General features: G+C 70.3%; 17 protein-coding genes. 13 read left to right on the forward strand and 4 right to left on the reverse strand.

Translation table 11 applies throughout. The features are described 5' to 3' along the window. The first annotated feature begins 5 nt into the window (after nt 1-5). Together IE231_RS08780 and IE231_RS08785 are read left to right on the forward strand one after the other, a co-directional pair. Nucleotides 6-2705: a PD-(D/E)XK nuclease family protein gene (locus tag IE231_RS08780; RefSeq protein WP_189693557.1), complete on the forward strand. Its 2700-nt coding sequence runs from the start codon at nt 6-8 to the stop codon at nt 2703-2705. Continuing rightward, complete coding sequence (locus IE231_RS08785; RefSeq protein WP_189693558.1) at nt 2702-6001, forward strand: UvrD-helicase domain-containing protein; 3300 nt, start codon at nt 2702-2704, stop codon at nt 5999-6001. The genes IE231_RS08780 and IE231_RS08785 overlap by 4 nt, the downstream gene beginning before the upstream one ends. On the opposite strand, the gene IE231_RS08790 is transcribed toward IE231_RS08785, so the two are convergent. Beyond that, the gene (locus IE231_RS08790) at nt 5998-6420 is read right to left on the reverse strand and encodes a hypothetical protein (protein ID WP_189693559.1); all 423 of its coding nucleotides are present in this window, start codon (nt 6418-6420) and stop codon (nt 5998-6000) included. The genes IE231_RS08785 and IE231_RS08790 overlap by 4 nt on opposite strands. 85 nt (nt 6421-6505) lie before the next feature. Here IE231_RS08790 and IE231_RS08795 point away from each other — a divergent pair, with 85 nt between their 5' ends. From IE231_RS08795 to IE231_RS08815, 5 genes are all read left to right on the forward strand, one after another. Continuing rightward, nucleotides 6506-8260: an MFS transporter gene (locus IE231_RS08795; RefSeq protein ID WP_189693560.1), complete on the forward strand. Its 1755-nt coding sequence runs from the start codon at nt 6506-6508 to the stop codon at nt 8258-8260. Between the two features lie 373 nt (nt 8261-8633). Next, nucleotides 8634-8837 (forward strand): cold-shock protein, encoded by a 204-nt coding sequence (locus IE231_RS08800; protein ID WP_189693561.1) that lies wholly within the window; start codon nt 8634-8636, stop codon nt 8835-8837. Nucleotides 8838-8964: 127 nt separating this feature from the next. Continuing rightward, complete coding sequence (locus IE231_RS08805) at nt 8965-10119, forward strand: fatty acid desaturase family protein (RefSeq protein WP_189693562.1); 1155 nt, start codon at nt 8965-8967, stop codon at nt 10117-10119. A gap of 88 nt (nt 10120-10207) precedes the next feature. After that, nucleotides 10208-10621, forward strand: coding sequence for a hypothetical protein (locus tag IE231_RS08810; protein ID WP_189693563.1), 414 nt, complete (start codon nt 10208-10210; stop codon nt 10619-10621). Further along, nucleotides 10614-10850, forward strand: a complete 237-nt coding sequence (locus IE231_RS08815; protein ID WP_189693564.1) for a hypothetical protein — start codon at nt 10614-10616, stop codon at nt 10848-10850. The genes IE231_RS08810 and IE231_RS08815 overlap by 8 nt, the downstream gene beginning before the upstream one ends. A 45-nt stretch (nt 10851-10895) precedes the next feature. On the opposite strand, the gene IE231_RS08820 is transcribed toward IE231_RS08815, so the two are convergent. From IE231_RS08820 to IE231_RS08830, 3 genes are all read right to left on the reverse strand, one after another. Continuing rightward, nucleotides 10896-12293: an FAD-binding oxidoreductase gene (locus IE231_RS08820; RefSeq protein WP_189693565.1), complete on the reverse strand. Its 1398-nt coding sequence runs from the start codon at nt 12291-12293 to the stop codon at nt 10896-10898. An 81-nt stretch (nt 12294-12374) separates the two neighbouring features. Beyond that, nucleotides 12375-12890 carry a shikimate kinase gene (locus IE231_RS08825; RefSeq protein ID WP_189693566.1) on the reverse strand — a complete coding sequence of 172 codons (516 nt, stop codon included), beginning with the start codon at nt 12888-12890 and terminating at the stop codon, nt 12375-12377. Next, nucleotides 12883-13776: a LysR family transcriptional regulator gene (locus IE231_RS08830; protein ID WP_189693567.1), complete on the reverse strand. Its 894-nt coding sequence runs from the start codon at nt 13774-13776 to the stop codon at nt 12883-12885. Before IE231_RS08830 ends, IE231_RS08825 begins: the two co-directional genes overlap by 8 nt. Before the next feature lie 84 nt (nt 13777-13860). Here IE231_RS08830 and IE231_RS08835 point away from each other — a divergent pair, with 84 nt between their 5' ends. From IE231_RS08835 to IE231_RS08860, 6 genes are all read left to right on the forward strand, one after another. Next, nucleotides 13861-15120, forward strand: a complete 1260-nt coding sequence (locus IE231_RS08835; protein ID WP_189693568.1) for an FAD-dependent oxidoreductase — start codon at nt 13861-13863, stop codon at nt 15118-15120. Next, a complete protein-coding gene (locus IE231_RS08840) occupies nt 15120-15959 on the forward strand; it encodes an NAD-dependent epimerase/dehydratase family protein (RefSeq protein ID WP_189693569.1) in 840 nt (279 codons plus the stop codon). The genes IE231_RS08835 and IE231_RS08840 overlap by 1 nt, the downstream gene beginning before the upstream one ends. Nucleotides 15960-16059: 100 nt before the next feature. Then, nucleotides 16060-16863, forward strand: coding sequence for an ABC transporter ATP-binding protein (locus tag IE231_RS08845; protein WP_229866595.1), 804 nt, complete (start codon nt 16060-16062; stop codon nt 16861-16863). After that, on the forward strand, nt 16860-17750 hold the full coding sequence (locus IE231_RS08850; protein WP_189693570.1) for an ABC transporter permease: 891 nt from the start codon (nt 16860-16862) through the stop codon (nt 17748-17750). Before IE231_RS08845 ends, IE231_RS08850 begins: the two co-directional genes overlap by 4 nt. Nucleotides 17751-17773: 23 nt before the next feature. Beyond that, nucleotides 17774-18757, forward strand: a complete 984-nt coding sequence (locus IE231_RS08855; RefSeq protein WP_229866596.1) for an ABC transporter substrate-binding protein — start codon at nt 17774-17776, stop codon at nt 18755-18757. Between the two features lie 168 nt (nt 18758-18925). Beyond that, nucleotides 18926-19393, forward strand: a complete 468-nt coding sequence (locus IE231_RS08860; RefSeq protein ID WP_189693572.1) for a type II toxin-antitoxin system Phd/YefM family antitoxin — start codon at nt 18926-18928, stop codon at nt 19391-19393. The last annotated feature ends 64 nt before the right edge of the window (nt 19394-19457 follow it).

Genomic DNA, 19457 nt, shown 5'->3' on the forward strand with positions numbered 1-19457 from the left:
AGACGATGATCGTCGAGTTCGGCTGGTTTCTGGACCGTGCGCCCTGGGCGTATTCGGCGCCCGGGCTGAACCGGGTGCGGGTGGGCCGCAAGAACCTCATCGGCCTCCTGCAGACGCGCCTCGGACTCACTCGGCCGGACTTCCCGAATGCCGAGCGCGTGAGCCAGTACCTTGCCCGTCTCGAGCACCTCGACAGGCCCGATGCGTGGTTCCACGGCTCGCTCGAGGCGGACCCGTGGTCCACTGCGCAGGAGCTGCTCGCCGCGCGGGACGACGCGGTCGCGAACGGCTGGGACGGCACCCTTCCGGAGCCGGGGAGCGGTCCCGCACACGACGCCGCCCCGTCGCCCCTGCTGCGGACCCTCGCCGCCGGCGAGCGGGCCGGGATGCAGGCGGGGCTCGCCCTGTCGCCGTCCCTCGCCGACGACGTCCCGGAGCTGCTCGCCGAGCTCGAGACCTCGCCGTTGCCGCTGGGGATCGACGAGCTGGTCCTTCAGCATCCGGAGGCGGCCTTCCCCGCGGTATGGCGCCGCGTGATCGGGGCGCTGCGGGACAGGGGCGTCCACGTCATCGAGGCGCCCGAGCCGGCCGGCGCGCCGGAGATCACGGTGCTGGCTGCCGAGACGGAGTGGGAGGCCGCCGAGCACGCGGCCCGGTGGCTCGCGGCTGGGGACGCGGGCGGCGCGAACAGCCGCACGGCGGTCGTGTGCTCGGTCCCGACGCCGGTGCTGGACCAGTACCTCACGGCGCACGGGCTCCCGCGGCTCGGCCTGGGGGCGCGGTCGGCGTGGCGCGCGCAGGACCAGCTCATCCCGCTGTTCTTCGAGCTCGTGTGGGCGCCGGCCAACGTGCACCTGCTCGCCGAGTTCCTCACACTGCCGGACTCGCCGGTCAAGCACCGGGCCGCCCGGCACCTGCTCCGCGCCCTCAGCAGCGCCCCCGGCACGCGTGGACCCGCGTGGGAGAGGGCCATCCAGGAGATCCGCGACGACGATACCCTCGGACCCGATCTCGCCGCCGATCTCGACCGGCTCTTCAGCACCGGCCTCCTTGCCGAGGAGCGGCGGCCCAGCGGTGCCCAGCTCGTCGAGGCCGCCCACTGGTTCACGGCAGCCCTCAATGCTCGGGCGGCCTCCAGCGAGCGGCTCCAGCCCACCTCCGCCCAGCTCAAGCGCGTGCTCGCACTCGTCGCCCCACTGCGGCACGTGTCCCGGCGGGACCTCCGGCGGATCATCGGATCGGTCGTCGGGCCCAGCACGGAGCCGATCCTCCCCGCCGAGGCCGCGCCATGGCTGCGGCTGAACCACCTCGTGGAACTCGGCGAGCAGGTCGAGGATGCCCTCTGGTGGGGCTTCCAGTCAGCGTCGACCCCCACGGCGCGCCGCTGGGACGCGCACGACGCCGCGGTCCTCGCCCAGACGGGCGTCGAGCTGCCCACCCCGCAGGACCTCACCGCGCTGGCCGTGCGGGAGACCCTCGCTGCCGCCGGGCGGTGCCGCAGGATCGTGCTCGTGCAGATCGCCCAGCGGAACGGCGAGCGGGTCGACGAGAACCCGCTGCTGGAGTCGCTCGTCGAACGGTACGGCGCCTCCCCTGACGCTTCCGCGTCGCTCGGGGACCGGATCGCGGCCGTGACCAGCGCGCCGTCGTGCCTCACGGACCAGGACGGCGTGTGGCGGCTCGCGGGGCGGACCGCGCGGCTCGAGCGGGCCGCGGCGCAGCGCCCGGCCGTGCCGAACCCGGTGCAGGAGGTGGGCGCGAACGCTGCGATGGCACCGGAGAGCCTGTCCTTCACCCAGCTCGAGGTGCTCCTGGGCTGCTCGATGCGATGGGCGCTCGAGCGCAAGGGGCGGCTCCGCGTGCCCGACGCCGCGGACATCCCCGAGGGCGCGCGGATGATCGGGAGCCTTGCACACATGGTCGTGGAGGTGCTCCACGGCAGGCTTCGCGCGGAGCACCGGGCCGTGCCGGAGGACCACGAGGTTGCCGGCGTGCTCGAGCAGCTCCTGCCGGAGATGGCCTCCGAGCTGCTCCTGCCGGGCCAGAAGGCGCGGCGGCTCACCGTCGTGGCGGCCATCGCCGAGGCCGCGCACGGGTTCTTCCGCGGCCTCGAGAGGGCCGGCGTGGTGCTGCAGGACGTCGAGAAGCCGTTCGTCAAAGAGCTCCAGCTCGTCACGGAGAGCGGCGTCCTCGCAATCCCCGTGCAGGGCGCGGCCGACGCCGTGGGGGTCGACACCGAGGGACGCACCGTGGTGGTGGACCTCAAGTGGTACAGCGGGGCGAAATTCCTGCGGCAGCGGATCCAGGACGGCCGGGCGCTCCAGCTCGCGCTCTACCAGTGGGCGCTGCACGACGGCGCGGAGGCGCCTCCGGACGATCCGACCGCCTACTACCTGCTCAAGCAGCACGCGTTCGCCTCCGCCCATGAGCACTTCGGGGCACGGATCCCGCGTGCCGAGGGACCGGACCAGCTGTGGCGGCGGGCGGTGCGCTCGGCCGAGACGACGCTCGAGCAGGTCCTCGCCGGGCGGGTCACCGCGACCAAGCCGGTGGAGGACGCGTTCGCGGCGGCCGCGGAGGCCGCTGGCGGGTCGCCGGGCACCATCGAGGAGGTCGAGACCCTCGAGGGGCGCCTGTATGTGGAACCCGGGTGCCGATTCTGCCAGTTCGGGGCCCTGTGCGGGCTGAAGGGGGACTACTCATGAGCGCGCTGACAGGCACGCCGGCACGGGCGGCCGCCGGGCGGCACGGCGTGGCGCTGGAGAACGTCACGATGGTCTCGGCGAGCGCCGGGACGGGGAAGACCTACACGCTCACCGGCAAGATCGTGGAGGAGATCCGGCGCGGCACACCGCCCGAGAAGGTCATGGCCACCACGTTCACCAAGAAGGCCGCCGGGGAGCTGCGCGAGCGGATCGCCGCTCGGCTCCTCGAGTCCGGCGAGGGCCTCGCGGCCCAGCAGCTCGGCGCGAGCCTCATCGGCACGGTCAACAGCGTGTGCGGGCAGCTGCTCGCCGAGCACGCGATCGACGCCGGCCTCTCCCCCGCCCTCGAGGTGATCGGCGAGGACCAGCTCGCGGCGATGTTCCGGCTGGCCACCGACGAGATCCGCGCCCACCACGCGGAGGTGCTCACCCCGATCTCGGTGCGCATGGGGACCCACCCAGACCTCGCCCAGGGGTACGGGGTGGAGTCGTGGGAGGAGACCCTGCAGCGCATCGTGGACCTCGCGCGGACCAACCAGCTCGATGCCAACGCGGTGCGGGCGTGCGCGGACGCCTCGTGGGCCGGGTTCCGCGGCTTCCTCGACCACCCGGGCGAGGACCACCGCGAGGAGTGGCTGCGGGACCTCCACGCGCTGAGGGCCGAGCTGGACCAGACGGCCGCCCGCGGCGAGCACCGTGACGGCTCGAAGGCCAACGTGGGCACAAAGGCATTTCAAGAGCAGTACCCGAAGGTCCTGGAGAAGGTCTCGCGGGCCCAGGATGTGCAGACGACGCCCTGGGAGGTGTGGCGCGGGTTCGTGGGCTCGAACCCCGCGGCACCCCTGAAGAAGATCTTCTGGCCGCTGCGGGAGCGCATCCACGCCGAGCTGCTCTCCAACCCCGCGTTCCACGCGGACCTCGAGGGATACGTGCGGGGACTGTTCCGCTGCGCGGCGGACTGTCTGGAGGCGTACGAGACGTTCAAGCGGGACAACGCCCTCATGGACTTCGTGGACCAGGAGGCCAGGGTCCTCACGCTGGCCCGGGACAACGAGTCGTTCCGCGCCGCCTTCCGCGGCCGCATCGACGTGCTCGTCGTGGACGAGTTCCAGGACACCAGCCCCCTCCAGCTCGCGCTGTTCCTCGAACTCGGCGCCCTCGTGCAGCGGGCCGTCTGGGTGGGCGATCCCAAGCAGGCCATCTACGAGTTCCGCGGGACGGACCCCGAGCTCATGGAGGCCGTCATGGCCCGGGTCCCGGCCGAGCGGCGCGAGCAGCTGTCCGAGACGTACCGGTCGCGGCAGGCGCCGGTGGACCTCTCCAACGCGGTGTTCGAGCGGGTCTTCACCCAGACCACCGACGGCCACCGCATGGGCCGGGAGTCCGTGCACCTCGCACTGCCCCCGGCCAAGGCCGCCGCATACGCGGGTGATCCCGGCACGGTCGAGGCATGGTCGCGGGCGCAGCCGAACGCCGCGGACCGGCTGCGGGCCACGGCAGCGGGAGTGAAGGACCTCCTCGACCGGGGCGCGGCCGGGGGGCGCCCGTTGCGGCCCGCGGACATCGCGGTGCTGACCCGGACCAACGCCGAGGTCCGGTCCGTGGCCGCGGCCCTGGATGAGCTGGGCCTGCGCGCGAGCCTCAATCCGCGGCAGCTGGGCACGGCCCGCGAGGTGCAGCTCGTCCGGGCCGGGATGGCGTACGTGGCCGACCGGCACGACACGGTGGCCCTCGCGGAGCTGGTCGCGCTCCATCCCGACCACCCCTCGAACCTGACCTGGCAGCGGGAGCTGCTCGGCGCCGTCGTGCGCCGGGAGGACGAGCGCGATGCCGAGGGGACCCTGATCGCGGGACCCCGGCTCGTGCACGATGCCTGGCGCGCGGCTCCGCTCGTGGCGGCGCTGGACGGGCTGCGCGGCCGGGCCGTCGCGGCCACGCCCACGGAGGTCCTCGAGGCGGTGACGGGGGTGCTCGGGCTGCCGCGGCTCATTGCGGGCTGGTCGGCGCCGGAGCGGAGGCTGCGGAACCTCGACGCGTTCCGCGGCGCGGTGGAGCTGTACTACGAGCGGTGCCGGGCGCTGCGGGAGCCCGCCACCCTGCGCGGGTTCCTGGACTTCTTCGCCTCGGACGAGCACGAGTCGGCCGAGAACGCCGGGCCGGACGTGGTCAACGTGCTCACCTACCACAGGGCCAAGGGGCTCGAGTGGCCCGTGGTGGTCATGGAGAGCCTGGACAAGGAGTCGAAGGCGCGGCCGTTCGGCACCGGGGTCGAGTCGACGCGCGCTCTGGACCTCGCGGACCCGCTGGCAGGCCGGTGGATCCGGCTGTGGCCGAGCCCGTTCCCGTACGGCGGCTCGCCCCTGGACGCCCGGGCGCAGGCCTCGGAGGCCGCCGCGCGCTTCCTCGCGCGGGAGCAGCGCAACCAGGCGCGGCTCATGTACGTGGGGATGACCCGCGCCGCCCACACCACGGTGCTGACGGCGAAGAACGGCTCGCCGAGCATGCTCAACGACCTCGGGATCGAGGGGCTCGTCGCGTTCAAGCCCGGCACCGACGAGGTGGTGGTGGGGCGGGAGACGCACGTGCCGGCTCGGGTCATGGCCCTCGAGCCGGTCAAGGAGGCAGCGCACGACGGAGAGTGGGAGCCTCGGTGGGTCGATCCGGCTGCCGCTGCGGCAAGACCTGACGTCACGTACAAGTCCGCGAGGCTCAAGGCGAGCGAGGCGCTGTCCGCGGGGCAGGAGGCCGAGGTCCGCGAGGCGGCCGTGCTCGGGCCCGCGCTGGCGACCCGCGGCTCGGAGGACTGGGACGCGGTCGGATCAGCGGTCCACGCCTACCTCGGCACGGACTTCCGCACGCTCGACGACGCCGGACGCGACCGCCTCGCCCAGCGGCTCGTGGAGCGGTGGGGTGTGGGCCGGACCGTGGAGGCGTCGCTGCTGACGGCCGCCGGCGAGCGGTTCGGGGCCTGGCTCGACGCCGAGTTCCCGGGGTGGGCGCGCCACCGCGAGGCCGCCATCGGCTGGCGCCCGGACGGGCAGACGATGGAGGGCTGGATCGACCTGCTGCTCGAGGGGCCGGACGGGTTCGTGCTCGTGGACCACAAGACCTACCCCGGGAGCGACCCGGTGGGCCACATCCGGGTGCACTACCTGGGCCAGATGGCGGCGTACCGGGCGGCGGTCGAAACCGCGACCGGAAGGCGCGTGGTGCGGGTACTCATGCATCTGCCGGCGCTGGGCCGGGTGTTCGAGGTGGATCTCCCCAGGTCGGGGCGTGAGATACCGGGGACTTAGGCGCCCGCGGCGTGGTCGCGCAGCCCGGAGAGCGAGGCGCCCGCGTACCGGTACTGGTCGAGGTCCTTCCCGTCGGTCAGAACCGTGCGGGCCTCCACATCGGCGAAGACGATCGGCCAGTCATGGGCCGCCTCGTCGTCCCGCATCGCGTACTGGCGCGCATAGTCCCTGGAGAGAGTGATCCAGTCGCCGGTGTTGATCTCGCCGAGGCCCGCCGGGAGGGCCCTGTAGATCCGCACGTGCACCTCGGGCGCGTCGCGTACCTTCCGCAGCTGGTGCCGGGTCTCCGGATCGCATTCCCCGTACCCGTGGTCGCGCGGGTTGTTGAAGGCCTCCTCGCCCATGACCTCGGCGAGCTCGGGGATGGTCAACGTCCACCCCTCGCTCCGTGGCGGGAAAGGCAGAGTGGGGTAGGGCATCTCTCCACCGTACGCCACGGCGGGCGTACGGTAGTTCGTAGACGCAACCAACTCGCACCCACCTCGCAGCAGTTGGGAGAGTCGCATGGGCCTCAATACGCTCGCCTCGTACCGTGCTCGGCGCGCATCGCACGCCGAGCGGGACCTCGCGAGCCCGCACTACAAGTGGATCGTCCTGTCCAACACGACGCTCGGCGTCCTCATGGCCACGATCAATTCCTCGATCCTGCTCATCGCACTGCCGGACATCTTCCGCGGCATCGGGATCAATCCACTCGAGCCGTCCAACACGAGCCTGCTGCTGTGGGTCATCATGGGCTACCTCGTGGTCACGGCCGTGCTCGTGGTGAGCTTCGGCCGGCTCGGGGACATGTACGGCCGCGTGAAGATGTACAACTGGGGGTTCGCAATCTTCACCGCCTTCTCGGTGCTCCTCTCCGTCACCTGGCTCTCGGGGACGGCGGGGGCGCTGTGGCTCATCACGATGCGCATCCTGCAGGGCGTGGGGGGCGCGCTGCTCATGGCGAACTCGAGCGCGATCATCACCGACGCGTTCCCGGTGAACCAGCGTGGCCTTGGCCTGGGCCTGAACCAGGTGGCGGGGATCGCGGGCTCGTTCATCGGCCTGATACTGGGCGGCCTCCTCGGCCCCATCGAGTGGCGGCTCGTGTTCCTCGTCTCGGTGCCCGTGGGCCTGTTCGGCACGGTGTGGGCGTCGCTGCGCCTCCACGAGATCGGCACGCGACCGCGAGCGCGGATGGACTGGTGGGGGAACCTCACGTTCGCCGCCGGCCTCATCGCGGTCCTCGTCGGCATCACGTACGGGATTCAGCCCTACGGGGGCAGCCCCATGGGCTGGGCCAACCCGGGCGTCCTCGCGGCGCTGCTGGGCGGGGCGGCGGTGCTGGTCCTGTTCTGCGTGATCGAGCTGCGCGTGTCGGAGCCGATGTTCCGGTTGGACCTGTTCCGCATCCGCGCGTTCTCGGCCGGGAACCTCGCGAGCCTGCTCTCCGGCCTCGGCCGCGGAGGCCTGATGTTCATCCTCATCATCTGGCTGCAGGGCATCTGGCTCCCTCAGCACGGCTACAGCTTCGAGTCCACTCCCCTGTGGGCGGGCATCTACATGCTGCCGCTCACGGTCGGCTTCCTCGTGGCCGGCCCCACCTCGGGCTGGCTCTCCGACCGGTTCGGCGCCCGGCTCCTCGCCACCGGTGGGATGGTCGTCGCAGCCGCGAGCTTCCTGTGGCTCCTGGCCCTCCCGGTGAACTTCGACTACTGGGTGTTCGCGCTCGCGCTCCTGGCCAACGGGATCGGCATGGGCCTGTTCGCGGCCCCCAACCGGGCCGGGATCATGAACAGCCTGCCCCCGGACCAGCGCGGGGTCGGTGCCGGAATGAGCACAACGTTCCAGAACTCGGCCATGGTGCTCTCGATCGGCATCTTCTTCTCGCTCATGATCACCGGACTGGCCGGCTCGCTCCCCCGCACCCTTACCGCCGGGCTCATGGCGCAGGGCGTCCCGGCAGCGGCGGCCGGCCGCGTCGCGGCCCTGCCTCCTGTGGGCGTGCTGTTCGCCTCGCTGCTGGGCTACAACCCCGTCCAGACGTTGCTGGGCCCGCAGGTCCTCGGAGCGCTGCCCGCGGCGAACGTCCACTACCTCACCGGCCGGGCGTTCTTCCCCTCGCTCATCTCAGGGCCGTTCGCCGCCGGGCTCGCGGTCGCCTTCGGGTTCGCCGTCGCCGCGTGCCTCATCGCCGCCGTCGCCTCCGCCCTTCGCGGCGAGCGGTACGTGGCCCCGGGGACGGACGACGCCGCCCCCGCACCTTCCGCCGTGGACTAACCGCGGCAGTGAGCGCACCCAGCGAGCGGCAGTGAGCATGCGAGCACGCCGACGTCGCCACCGGAGACGGCGCATGCGAGGGATTCGGGCCGGAACGTGTAGTCTGTTAAAGACACGGACCCTTCAGGTCATGACTTCCAGGCCGTGTCCCGTTCCCTCTATTGAAAGCATCCATCGCACGTACTCTGATTCATCTGCCCGGCGACAGCGCGCAGTTGATGGACCCATAGAGGAAGACTCCAGCGGCCTCAGGCCGTTCACACCCGGCATTCCCCCATTCTTCTCACCACCACAGTTGTCCGCCCAGGCACATCGTCTGCGCGGAACACAGGCCGTCGTCTCGGCCCATCTCAAAGAAAAAAAGGAAAAACACATGGCCACTGGCACCGTGAAATGGTTCAACTCCGAAAAGGGCTTCGGCTTCATCGCTCCCGAGGACGGCACGCCGGACGTGTTCGCGCACTACAGCGCGATCGCGACCAGCGGCTACCGCTCCCTCGAAGAGGGCCAGAAGGTCGAGTTCGACTCCGAGCGTGGCCCCAAGGGCCCGCAGGCTGCGAACATCCGCCCGCTCTGAGCTCTGAGCTCTCTAGCGGCACCCGCCATGCCGGCGGACCGTGGACCGCGGTCCGCCGGCACGGCAGCACCACATCGAATCCCAGCTATCGCTTCCCTGCTGAAGCAGCCCCGCCGCGCAAGTGCGCATGCCTGAAAGGGGTGCTCTGATCGCCACCGTATCGAGCCCCGCCCTCCGCCCCTCACTCACAGGCCGCGCCCCCGGCACCGTCCCGGGCCTCCAGCAGTACGCCGGCACCCGCGACTTCCCGCCGATTGCCCAGGCCTACCTCGAGGTCTCCAAGACCATTCGCGAGCGGGGCCTGCTGAAGCGCACCCCCTGGTTCTACCTCATCGTCGGCGCCGCCCTCGCGATCGGGCTCGCCGCCTGCGCCACCGGGTCCGTCCTTCTCGGCGAGAGCTGGTTCCAGCTGCTGATCGCAGGCGGTCTGGGCGTCCTGTTCACCCAGGTCGCATTCCTCGCCCATGAGGCCGCTCACCGGCAGATCCTCTCCGCAGGCCCCGGGAACGACCGGCTCGCGAGGTTCCTTGCCGCCGTCGTGGGCATCAGCTACTCCTGGTGGGACTCCAAGCACTCACGCCACCACGCGAACCCGAACAAGGTGGGCCGCGATCCGGATATCGAGGTGGATACCGTTTCCTTCGTCGCCGAGGACGCCGCGAAGGCCCGGGGCCTGCGGGCCTTCATCACCCGCCGGCAGGGGTGGCTGTTCTTCCCGCTGCTGACCCTCGAGGGCCTCAACCTGCACCTCCACAGCGTGCGGCACCTGTTCTCCGCTGGGCCCGTGAAGGGCCGCTGGTCGGAAATCGGACTTCTCGGGCTGCGCTTCGTGCTGCTCCTGACTCCGCTCTTCTGGCTGCTGCCCGTCGGCATGGCGTTCGCGTTCCTCGGGGTGCAGCTGGCCGTGTTCGGGCTCTACATGGGGGCCACGTTCGCACCGAACCATAAGGGCATGCCCGTGATCGCACCGGAGGCGAAGCTGGACTTCTTCTCCAAGCAGGTCCGCACGTCCCGGAATGTCGCGGGCGGCTGGTGGGCCACGTGGCTCATGGGCGGCCTGAACTACCAGGTGGAGCACCACCTGTTCCCGTCCATGCCGCGCCCCCATCTGGCGAAGGCGCGCCGGATGGTCCGCGAGCAGTGCGCCCGGCTTGCGGTCCCCTACACCGAGACGAGCCTGTGGCGCTCCTACGGGATCGTCATCCGCTACCTGAACCGCGTGGGCCTGGCGGCCCGCGACCCGTTCGAGTGCCCCATCGCCGCCCAGTTCGGCCGCCGGTAGTGGCCTCGCTCCGCCCCCTAGGGGCACACCTCCAGTTGACCGCACTACAGCGCGGTGCTGGAGCGCGTGCCGGGACGGGGGCCGGGGCGTGAGCGCCCACTACGTCCGCGGCGCCTCCCTCACCTGCGCGGCCCTGCAGTCCGACATCCAGACGATGCTCACCGGGGCCGGAGCCCACGACGTCCTTCTCGGACCGGGCAACGGCCCCTCCGTGGCCTTCTCCCACGGAGGGCACCGGTTCCGGGTAGCCCCGCCTGCTGGCGGCGAGGCCCACACCCAGGGCTCGGTCCAGGAGGCCGCGCGCCACCGGTGGCGCCAGCTTGCCCAGGTCCTCCGGGCAAAGCTCGACGCGGTCGGCACCGGCATCGTCGCCTTTGACCAGGAGTTCTTGGGATACATGGTCCTCCCCGGGGGCCAGACGGTGTTCCAAGCGTCTGCGCCCGCGATCGTGGCGGCCTATCGGGTGACTGGGGAAAAGGCAGAGGAGACGAATCATGAATGAGCTCGAGGCCTCACTGGTGCTCCGGGCCGGCGCGGAACTGCTGCAGGGGGCCTCTGCGGACCCGCGCTCAGACGAGGGCTATGAAGCGGTGAGGGTGAACGTCTCCGCCGCGCTCAACGCCGTCGCTGACGCCCTCCAGAACTTCGAAGCTGCCACGCGTCACCGGAACCGGTCGATGGGCTGGTGCCAGGACCTCCGCCGGGTGGCGGACGACGTCGCGGAGCAGTGACAGCCCCGCCCTCGCTGGACCGCCCGCCTCGCCTGACCGCTCGCCCTACCCCAGCGGCGGGATCGCACGGCCGGGATTGAGGATCCCATGCGGGTCCATGGCGTGCTTGACCGCGTGGTGCAGGGCCAAACTCGCGGGCGGGAGCTCCTTGGCGAGCCCGTCGAGCTTGAGCGTGCCGACTCCGTGCTCGCCGGTCACGGTGCCGCCAGCGGCGAGGGCGGCGTCGATGATCTCGTCGAACGCCTCGTGCGCGCGGGTCTTGGCGGCCTCGTCCCCGGCCGCGGTGATGATGAGCGGGTGGAGGTTGCCGTCGCCGGCGTGGGCGATGTTGGCGATCAGCACGCTGTGGGCCGCGCTGATCTCCTCGATCCGGGCGAGCACCTCGGGCACCCTGGCTTTGGGAACGCACACGTCCTCGGTGAGCACCGGGCCGAGCCGCTCGAGCGCCGGGTAGGCGAGCCTGCGGGCGGCGTAGAGGGCCTCGGACTCCTGCTCGTCGGCCGAGACCGCGGCGAAGCTCGCCCCCGCCTCCTCGAAGCAGCGGGCCAGCTCGGCGGCCTCGAACTCGCCCTGCTCCCCGCGTGCGTCCGTGCGACCGATGAGCACCGCGTTCGCGTCGGTCGAGAGGCCCATGTGCTTCCAGTCGTCCACGGCCTTGAGGCAGTGCCGGTCCACGAGCTCGAGGGTCGAGGGGCTGATCCCGGACTCGGCCACGAGCGCCACGGCGCGGCCGGCGTCGACGAGCGAGTCGAACATGCCGGCCACCGTGATCGGCGCCGGCGGCAGGGGCCGCAGCCGCACCACCACCTCGGTGACGACGGCGAGCGTGCCCTCGGAGCCGACGATGAGGCCCACGAGGTTGTAGCCGGCCACGCCCTTCGCCGTCCTGGTGCCCAGCCGGGTGATCTCCCCTGTGCCGGTGACCACCTCGAGCTCGAGCACGTAGTCCCGGGTCACCCCGTACTTGACGCAGCACATGCCGCCCGCGTTCGTGGCGACGTTGCCGCCGATCGTGGACCACGGCGACGAGGCCGGGTCCGGCGGGTACCAGAGGCCGTGCTGGGCGACGTGGGCCCGGAGGTCGTCATTGACCACGCCGGGCTGGACGCGGGCCCAGCGCTCGGCCTCGTTGACCTCGAGGACCTGGTTCATCCGCTCGAACGAGACGATGACGCAGCCCTCGATCGCGTTCGCCGCCCCCGAGAGCCCAGTCCCCGCCCCGCGCGGCACGAGCGGCGTGCCGGTCCGCGCACACCAGCGCACCACCTCGGCCACCTCCTCGGTGCTCTCCGGACGCACGACGGCGCGCGGGGTGCCGTAGACGGCCCACTCGCCTTCGTCGTGGAGGTAGGCAGCGAGGGAGGCCTCCTGCGCGGTCAGGACGCGGCCTTTGGGGAGGAGGGCTTCGAGGGTAGCGACGTCGGCGGGTTCCGAGGTGGGCATGGGTGGACTCTATCGCCAGGTCCTCAGTGGTAGGGCGCCTGCACCCGCGCCATTGCTGATGGTGCCCGCGCAAGTACTGCATCAACGCTGGGCATTCAGAGCAGCGGCGATCTCCTCCGCGAGCGCCTCGGGGCTCCCCCGCCTCGCATCGATCCGGTGGGTCGCGACCTCCTCGTAGAGCGGGCGCCTCAGCTCGTGGTTCCGCTGCCAGGCCGTGGCAACGTCGCCGCCGAAGAGCGGCCGTCCGCCCGCGAGCCGCGGCAGGACGGTGGCCAGGTCGGTCTCGAGCCAGACCACGGTGGCGCGGCCTAGGAGACGGCGAGTCCCATCGTCGAGAACGGCCCCGCCGCCGAGGGAGAGCACGGCATGCGACGTCCCACCCGTACCGTCGAGCAGCGAAGCCACGGTCTCTGCCTCGAGCTGCCGGAACTGCTCCTCTCCAAGGGACGCGTAGAGCTCGGGGATAGGCCCATGCACGGCGGCCAGCTCGTGGTCGCTGTCCAGGAAGGGAATCCCGAGGAGCCGCCCCAGGGCCTCCCCGACGGCGGACTTCCCCGCACCGGTGGAGCCGATGAGCACGATCGCGCCCTCATGCATGGAAACGTCGCCCTTCTGTACGAAGCAGCTCGATGAATTCATGGACGAATGGATGGCTGCCTGCCGTCGCAGCCCACGTTTCCACGGTCAGGGCATGGCCCTCCGCATCGACTTCCTTCACCTCGACCCAGCGCCAGCTGGGCATGTTGCGGCCGGCGGAGGGCCTGGTCATGAGCGCGGCGTCGACGCGCGAGCTCATCGCGATGAGCTCGCTGTGCTGGGAGAACTTCCGGAAGATCCAGTCGGGGGTGACTCCGGCGGCCCGGGAGGCCTCGCGCAGCCGCGTCCCCTCGCCCGCCACTTCTCCGTCGGCGTGGGCCATGACGCGCAGCCCTGCGAGGTCGGCGAAGCGGACCGACCGCTGGCTGCTGAGCGGTGAGTCGGGCGGAACGGCCACCCCGATCCTCTGAGTGAGGACCCGTTCCGAGGCGTACTCCGGCGGCGCGAGGTGAAGCAGGCCGACCTCAAGGCGTCCTTCCCTGAGCATGACCCGCTGTTCGTCACTGCTGGCCTCGTGCAGGGAGATGTCCGCGTGCGGGATCACCTCCCGGGCCTCGCGCACCACCGAGGCAAGCCACTCGTGGGGCACGCCCGGGGGCAGCCCGACCCGCAGGAGCTCTCTGCTCTCGCTCGCCGTGCGAAGCACCTCGGGGATGCGGTCAACCTCGGCGAACAGGACCTTCAGGTGGCTGTGCAGGCCGCGGCCTGCCCGGGTCAGCTCGGCGCCTTTCGGGGAGCGGATGAACAGCTCGTGACCCAGCTCGCGCTCCAGGGCGGCCAGCTGGCGGCTGAGCGAGGGCTGCGTCAAATGGAGTGCGTCCGCGGCCCGGCTGATCGAGCCCAGCTCCGCTACCGCGGAGAAGTAGTGCAGGCTGCGGAGCTCCATGGCCCAATCCTATGCCTTCCAGGCATGGGAGCGGAGCCCAGAAGGCAATGGCCACATGGGGTGATCGGGGTCACCATGAAGGGGATGATTCACGACCCGAAGGTCCTCAGCGTCGACGTCGCGGTGATCGGGGGCGGCGCCGCCGGGGTCGCCGCCGCTCTCGGCGCCGCACAGGCCGGCGCGAGGGTTTGCCTCGTCGAGCAGTATGGCTTCCTCGGCGGCGCGGCCACGGTCAGCTCGGTCCTGACCCATTGCGGCTTCTTCGACCAGACCAAGGAGCAGGTGGTCGCCGGAGTCGGCCAGCAGTTCCTCGACGGGTTGCAGAAGCGGGACCTGTACCGCACGGAGACATTTAGAGCCTCCGGCAACACGGTGGTGCTCCTCGACCTCGAGACCACCAAGACAGTCTTCGACGACCTCGTCTCGGGGGCGGGGGTCGTGCTCCTCCTGCACAGCCATCTCGTTGCGGCGGTGCGGGACGGCGACCGCATCGCGCAGATCGACATCTCCCATCGGGGTGGTCACCTCAGAGTCGAGGCCGCCGCCTTCATCGACTGCAGCGGGGACGGCGCGCTCATCGCGGCCTCGGGGGCCGAGGCCCTGGTGTCGCCCGTCGGCGAGCGGCAGGCCAGCACCCTGGTGATGCGGGCTGGCGGCGTCAGGGAGGACGCCGACCTGTCGGCCGAGAGCATGGCCGCGGCCGTCCGCCGCTACGAATCCCTGACCGGCACCGCGCTCACCCGTGACCACGGCGTTGCGGTGCGCATGCCGGTCTCGGGCGAGATCATGCTCCTGCTCGCCGACCAGCACCGCGACGTCTTCGACGTCCAGGAACTCTCGGCGGCAGAAGTGGCGGGGCGGCGCCTCTGCTGGCACTACCTCGAGGCGTTCCGGCTCTTCCTCCCCGGATGGGAGGCTGCCTTCCTCGCAGCGACTGGGCCGCAGCTGGGCATCCGTGAAGGCAGACGCCTGCACGGCAGGGAAACCGTGCGTGCCCAGGACGTTGCCGAGGGGCGCAAGAGGCCGGCCGAGGGGATCGCACGGTGCGGGTGGCCCATGGAAGACCACAGTGTCCCGGGAGTCACCGCCTACACCGCGGTCAAGGACAAGGGCTGGTACCACATCCCCTACGGGAGCCTCTGCTCCTCCACCATCGAGAACCTCTGGGCCGCCGGGAGGCTGGTCAGCGCCGACCAGCGCGCCTTCGCCTCCCTGCGAGTCATGGGGACCGCCTTCGCCACCGGACATGCTGCCGGGGTCGCAGGCGCCGTCTACGCGCACGCCGGGCGGCACGACCTCGGCGCCATCCGCACCCTCCTGACCCAGCAAGGAGCACTTATCTGATGACAGAAACAACCCACGTCGCGCGGGGCAGAATCGTCCTCACCGGGGCCGCAGGAAGCCTTGCCCGGGACATCATTCCCTACCTCCGTGACCGCGGCTACGAGGTGCTCTGCCTCGACCAGGCCGAGCCCGCGGACCCCATGGGCTGTGAGTGGGTCATTGCGTCGATCCAGGACCGCGACCGGCTCCGGGAAGCGTTCGCCGGCTGCGCCGCCGTCGTGCATCTTGCCGGTATCCCGCTCGAGGCGAGCTGGGAGGAGATCGCCAGGACCAACATCGACGGTACAGAGTCTGTGCTCGAGGCCGCGCGCGCCGTCGGCGTCCCCAAGGCGGTGCTCGCCAGCTCGATCCACGCGGCCGGGTTCACGCCGGTTCCTCACCGCGGCGAGACGCTGCCCGATGACGTCCCGGCTCGTCCCAACACCTTCTACGGTGTATCGAAAGCTGCGGTGGAGGCACTCGGGAGCCTCTACGCGGACCGCCACGGCATGGACGTGGTGTGCCTGAGGATCGCCTCGCGGTTCAGCACGCCGCAGAACGAGCGGATGCTCAGCACCTGGCTCTCGCCGGCGGACGCCGGGCGCCTGTTCGACGCCGCGCTCTCCAATGCGGCGGGCGGCTTCCGCATCGTCTGGGGCGTCTCGCGCAATACCCGCAGCTACTTTTCGCGGGAGGGCGGTCGGTCGATCGGGTTCCACCCGGAGGACGACGCCGAGGCGTACGCCCATGACCTGCCCGCCGACGCCGCAGGGGCCGCCCAAGGATCGGAGTGGGACCAGCGCTGCATCGGGGGCGTGTTCTGCTCACCGGAGCCGCCCATGTTCTCGCGGCAGGCGTGACCACATGGCGGACACTGACGACGAGCGGCGATGTGGGCCTGAACGCGCGAGTAGGATCGCGACGGAGCGGTTCGCCGCCACATCTGACAAGGAATGACCTGTGAGCACATCCTCAATGCCCGTGGATGCGGGCACCACGGCCTTCGAGATCGACGACGTCTCGAAGGTGTTCGTGGGAAAGACGCCTGTCCAAGCGCTGGCGAATATCAATCTCGAGCTCAGGGCCGGCTCGTTCACGTGCATTGTGGGCCCCTCGGGATGCGGGAAGTCGACCCTGCTGCGCATTCTCGGCGACCTCGAGACGGCGACCCAGGGCCGTGTCATCACCAACCTCCCGTCGTCCAACGTTCCGAAGTCCGCGTTCGTGTTCCAAGAGCACGGCGTCTTCCCCTGGTTCAACGTCCTGCAGAATGTCGCCTTCGGCGAGCAGATGGCCGCCGTGGGGAAGAGGGAGCGTGAGGAGCACGCGCGGCACTGGATCTCGGAGGTGGGGCTCACAGGCTTCGAGCAGGCCTATCCGCATCAGCTCTCGGGAGGCATGCGCCAGCGCATCGCGATCGCCCGCGCGTTCGCCACGGGCTCGCCGTCGCTGCTCATGGATGAGCCTCTGGGTGCGCTCGACGCGCAGACCCGGATGCTCATGCAGGAGCAGCTCGTGCGGCTTTGGGAAGCCGAGCGCAAGACGGTGGTGCTTGTGACGCATGCGATCGAGGAGGCGCTGCTGCTCGGCGACCAGATCGTCGTCATGTCGGCCCGTCCGGGGCGGATCAAGGAGATCATCGACGTGCCCTTCCCGCGCCCCCGGAAGGTGGAGATCGAGGGCACGGAGGAATTCGCCCACATGCGGCAGGCCATCTGGGAATCGCTCCGCGACGAAGTCCAAGCATCTCTGAGGTATTCATGAGCGCCACACCCACTGCTCCTCGCTCAGAGGCCCCGCGGGCAGACGCCTTCCAACCGTCCCCGGATCTGAATGGCGCAATTGCCCGCGAGTACCGCCGGGAGCGCAGGCTCAGGACACGGGACCTGCTGCTGGCGATCGCAACGCCCATCGTGCTGATGGCGTGCTGGGAGGTCGCTGCCCGGGGCGGCCTCCTCGACGCGCGCCTCTTCACTCCCCCGAGCAAGATTGTCGAGCGGGCGGCGCAGATGATCGCCGACGGCGAGCTGTGGGGGCACATCGAGGCGACGTCCGCACGGCTGCTCGCGGGCTTCGTGATCGGCTCGGTGCTCGGGATCATCGCCGGGCTGGCCATGGGGGTGTGGCGGCCGGTCCGCGCCGCGCTCGGTCCCACGTTCACTGCGCTCTACGCACTGCCCAAGATCGCCATCCTGCCGCTCCTGCTGCTCATCTTCGGGCTGACCGAGACGCCGAAGGTGCTCGCCGTCGTCATCTCCGTCTTCTTCGTAGTGCAGATCAACACCCTCGCCGGGATCGTCCAGATCGATGCGCGCATCCTCGAGGCGGCGCGCGCGTATAAGGCCACGGGCTGGCGGCTGTTCCGCTACATCCTGCTGCCAGCCGCTACACCGGCCATCATGACCGGGCTCCGGGTGTCCGCGGGCATGTCCGTCATCGTGATCACCGCTGTCGAGTTCGTTGCCTCCAACGACGGGCTCGGCTATCTCATCTGGAACTCGTGGCAGCTGTTCCAGCCACAGGACATGTACGTGGGGCTGATCACCGTCTCCCTGCTCGGCGCCGTCCTGACGGGCCTCATCATCCTCTTCGAGCGGGCGCTGCTTCCGTGGCGGCGGCCCGGCGGATCGCACAGGAAGGTCAAGAAATGATCAGAGCTAGGCTAGGGGCTCTCGTGGCCGTCGTCGCCATCGCGTTGACTGGCTGCGGCGCATCGTCCTCCTCGGACGGGAAGGCATCCGCATCGGGAGACCTACAGACCGTCAACGTCGGACAGGTGCAGCTGCCGATCTTCGCCCCAATGTACGTGGCGGACGCGAAGGGCTACTTCAAGGATGCGGGCATCAAACTGAACCTGCAGAACGTCAAGTCGGGCCAGGACGCCGTGCCGCTCGCTTCAAGCGGCAAGCTCGACGTCGTGGTAGCCGGCTTCTCCGCTGGAATGTTCAGCGCCATGGAGGCCGGGCTGGACATTAAGGTGGTGGGCTCGATGGGCGTCTCCGACGGGACCAAGAACTCCCCCACGGACCTCGTCGTGGCGAAGAAGCTTGTGGACGACGGCACCGTCAAGGGCATCGGCGACCTGAAGGGCAAGAAGATCGCCGTGGCCGGTGGCGCAGGCGGCACGGGCGCCTACCTCACGGCGCTGGCGCTGAAGGATGCCGGGCTGACGCTCAAGGACGTCACCTTGGTCAACCTCGGTAACCCGGACATGCCGACGGCGCTCAAGAACGGCAGCGTCGACGCCGCCCTGGCCAGCGCGCCGTTCTCGTCCCAGTCCATCAAGGACGGCACCGGCGTCTCCCTCGCCGTCCCGCCCAAGGGCGTCTCCGGCACCGGCGTGGTCTACGGCGGCAAGTTTGCTTCCTCGCCCCTGGCGCAGAAATTCTTCGACGCCCTCGCCAAGGGTGCCAAGGACCTCCAGGGCGACGCCCGCTACTCGGACCAGAACGTGAAGATCATCGCCGACGCCACGGGCCAGACGCCGGACCAGGTCAAGGCCGTTCCGCTCTACACCTGGCTGCCCAACCTCGCGCCGCTCCCCGACCAGCTGGCCGACATGGAGAAGGTCTGGATGGAGGCCGGGGCGATCAAGTACACGAAGCCGCTGGACCTCAGCAAGTACGTGGACGCGAGCTTCTCGAAGAACGTGAAGTAGGGCCCGTCCCTGCTGGAGGGGGCCGCGCGGGTCGGTTACCGCGCGGCCCCTTTTTGTTTCTGTCGGGCGCGCACCGTGAACCCGGCTCGGCGAGCAACCGTCGGGCGTTGGCGTGCGATGCTCGACGTCCGTGTTGACCATTCTGAACACATTCAGAATAATGGAAGGATGAGCGCCGTGACCTCCGAGCGTACCGTCCAATCGTCCGAACTCTCGCGGAATTCGGGCGAGGTGTTCCGTGCAGCCGAACAGGGCCCCATAACCGTCACCCGCAGAGATGGCGAACCGCTTATCCTCATGCGCTCGGAGGAGTTTCGCAGGGATCATGAGGGACTTGAGGTCGCCTCCATCATCGTCGCCGCGGCGCTGAGCCCGGACAGCGTCCCGTTGCACCAACGACTCGCCCAGTCCTTTGGATGGATCAATTTCCTTCCCGAGAAGGAACGCACCGCGTGCGCGGCCGAACTTGTGATGGTGGCGAGGGCGTGCGCTGCAGTCGCACACTACGAGAGGCTCCTTGTCACCGCCGCCGGGTGGCGTTCAACGGCCGAGGCCTTCGCCGAGGGGTACACGCCCGATCATGAACTCACGTGGCTCGATGAGCCCGAACCACTCCCGGACCCCCGCACGGCATGAGCGCCAAGAAACGCGAAAGTGTTCCCCGGCCGGTCAAGACAACCGAATACACCATCCTCTTCGG

The organism is Sinomonas cellulolyticus (assembly GCF_014656475.1).
Taxonomy (GTDB): domain Bacteria; phylum Actinomycetota; class Actinomycetes; order Actinomycetales; family Micrococcaceae; genus Sinomonas; species Sinomonas cellulolyticus.

Excerpts from the sequence above, each read along its gene's own strand:
- IE231_RS08780 (WP_189693557.1), top strand. The coding sequence starts at position 6 with ATGATCGTCGAGTTCGGCTGGTTTCTGGACCGTGCGCCCTGGGCGTAT.
- IE231_RS08785 (WP_189693558.1), top strand. The coding sequence starts at position 2,702 with ATGAGCGCGCTGACAGGCACGCCGGCACGGGCGGCCGCCGGGCGGCAC.
- IE231_RS08790 (WP_189693559.1), bottom strand. The coding sequence starts at position 6,420 with ATGCCCTACCCCACTCTGCCTTTCCCGCCACGGAGCGAGGGGTGGACG.
- IE231_RS08795 (WP_189693560.1), top strand. The coding sequence starts at position 6,506 with ATGGGCCTCAATACGCTCGCCTCGTACCGTGCTCGGCGCGCATCGCAC.
- IE231_RS08800 (WP_189693561.1), top strand. The coding sequence starts at position 8,634 with ATGGCCACTGGCACCGTGAAATGGTTCAACTCCGAAAAGGGCTTCGGC.
- IE231_RS08805 (WP_189693562.1), top strand. The coding sequence starts at position 8,965 with ATGCCTGAAAGGGGTGCTCTGATCGCCACCGTATCGAGCCCCGCCCTC.
- IE231_RS08815 (WP_189693564.1), top strand. The coding sequence starts at position 10,614 with ATGAATGAGCTCGAGGCCTCACTGGTGCTCCGGGCCGGCGCGGAACTG.
- IE231_RS08820 (WP_189693565.1), bottom strand. The coding sequence starts at position 12,293 with ATGCCCACCTCGGAACCCGCCGACGTCGCTACCCTCGAAGCCCTCCTC.
- IE231_RS08825 (WP_189693566.1), bottom strand. The coding sequence starts at position 12,890 with ATGCATGAGGGCGCGATCGTGCTCATCGGCTCCACCGGTGCGGGGAAG.
- IE231_RS08830 (WP_189693567.1), bottom strand. The coding sequence starts at position 13,776 with ATGGAGCTCCGCAGCCTGCACTACTTCTCCGCGGTAGCGGAGCTGGGC.
- IE231_RS08835 (WP_189693568.1), top strand. The coding sequence starts at position 13,861 with ATGATTCACGACCCGAAGGTCCTCAGCGTCGACGTCGCGGTGATCGGG.
- IE231_RS08840 (WP_189693569.1), top strand. The coding sequence starts at position 15,120 with ATGACAGAAACAACCCACGTCGCGCGGGGCAGAATCGTCCTCACCGGG.
- IE231_RS08850 (WP_189693570.1), top strand. The coding sequence starts at position 16,860 with ATGAGCGCCACACCCACTGCTCCTCGCTCAGAGGCCCCGCGGGCAGAC.
- IE231_RS08860 (WP_189693572.1), top strand. The coding sequence starts at position 18,926 with ATGAGCGCCGTGACCTCCGAGCGTACCGTCCAATCGTCCGAACTCTCG.